The sequence below is a fragment of the Larkinella sp. C7 genome (assembly GCF_006149005.1).
Classification (GTDB): domain Bacteria; phylum Bacteroidota; class Bacteroidia; order Cytophagales; family Spirosomataceae; genus Larkinella.
This window is the reverse complement of the sequence record NZ_VBSL01000050.1, coordinates 1-1,602: the sequence shown is the minus strand read 5'-3', so window position 1 is coordinate 1,602 and position 1,602 is coordinate 1. Positions and strand designations below refer to the sequence as shown.

Genomic DNA, 1,602 nt, shown 5'->3' with positions numbered 1-1,602 from the left:
TTTCCCTTTTCAAAAAAGTATCATTCGAAAGTGATAATGTCTTAGTTAGGTCGAAGGAGAAAATGTCCCATCTGTTAAACTAGAATGATGAGGAAAAATGAGCTAACCATGACTGAGACTAAGAAATATATCACTATTAAAGCAGTCTGTGACGGAAAGAAAACAAAGAATAGGGCCTGTGTGGAGCTTGGCATATCCAAAAGGCAGGTGAATCGCCTAGTCATTGCCTATCAGAATAAGGGTAAGCAGGCTTTTATCCATGGGAATAGGCAGAAACAGCCAGCCCACGCTATGCCTCCAGAAATCAAAGAAAGAATTATTGGGAAATATCAAGACTATGGAGCTATGAGACCTAATGTTGTTCATTTTTGTGAGCTCCTAGCTGAGGAAGACGGCATCTGTTACTCCGATACTACCGTGAGAAAGCTCCTCTATCAAGCTGGGTTTCTCTCACCTAAGACACAACGAAAAACCAAGAAACGCTTAAAAAAAGAGGCTAAGAAACGCAAGCAAGCTAAAGAAGAGCCACTCCTCCCTACTGCTAGCGACTTCTTAGAAGAACCAGAGAAAGCCCATCCTAGTCGGGCTAGAAAAAAATATAGAGGCGAGCTTATCCAAATGGATGCCAGTCAATTCTTTTGGTTTGGACAAGAGGAAACCCATCTTCACGTCGCCATTGATGATGCCTCTGGTGATATTGTCGGGGCTTACTTTGACACCCAAGAAACCCTGAAGGGCTACTACCATGTTTTGGAACAGATTCTTGCAACCCAAGGCATCCCTTTTCAGTTCCTGACCGATAAGCGAACAGTCTTCACTTATGTCTCTAAACAGTCCAAAAAGATGGAAGAGGACACCTTCACGCAATTTGGCTACGCCTGCCATCAGCTGGGCATCGCCATCAAGACCTCATCTATTCCACAAGCCAAGGGGCGAGTCGAAAGGCTCAATCAGACCCTGCAGTCCCGCCTTCCGATTGACCTCCAAAGGCATGGTATCACAAGCATTGACCAAGCCAACCGTTACCTAAAAGGCTGGATCAAGCGGTTTAACAAGCAGTTCGGAGCCAAAGCAAGCTTATCCGTTTTTGAGGAGGCTCCTAAGCCTGCTCAGAGGAATCTACTTCTAGCTAGGGTGAGTGAAAGAGTGATTGATAGTGGGCACCATATTCGTTATCAAAACAAGTTTTACTTACCCACTGAGGGAGACAAGGAAGTCTTCTTTGCCCGAAAAACGAAAGCCTTGGTTATTGAGGCTTTTAACGGTGACATCTACCTCAATATCGCTGACAAGACTTATGCTACTAGGCCTTTACAGGAACACGAACGCCATTCAGATGAATTTGAACCAGCCCAAGAAAAGAAAAAAGAAAGACGCAAGTATATTCCTCCACAATCACACCCGTGGAAACTTGCATCTTTCAAACAATATCTTCATAAGATTGGAAAATCCTATGAAGAATTTCAAGCTGAGAAGAACAAGGCTTCTCGCCTACAATTATAGCAGATTTTTTCTCCTATCAACTTGATTTTGACGGGACAAAGTCATTTTCGATTGACATGAAAAGTCACCCTAAAGTCCTACTCAAGGGCAACTTCTTCA

1 protein-coding gene is annotated in these 1,602 nt (G+C 43.5%); it reads left to right on the top strand.

The window, feature by feature from the left end:
• The first annotated feature begins 108 nt into the window (after positions 1 to 108).
• Entirely contained in the window at positions 109 to 1,503 is a 1,395-nt protein-coding gene (locus tag FH871_RS34275) for an ISNCY family transposase (RefSeq protein WP_032672887.1), read from the top strand.
• Positions 1,504 to 1,602 lie beyond the last annotated feature (99 nt).

Bases quoted from the DNA above. Each gene is read 5' to 3' on its own strand.
- FH871_RS34275 (WP_032672887.1), top strand. From the start codon at position 109: ATGACTGAGACTAAGAAATATATCACTATTAAAGCAGTCTGTGACGGA.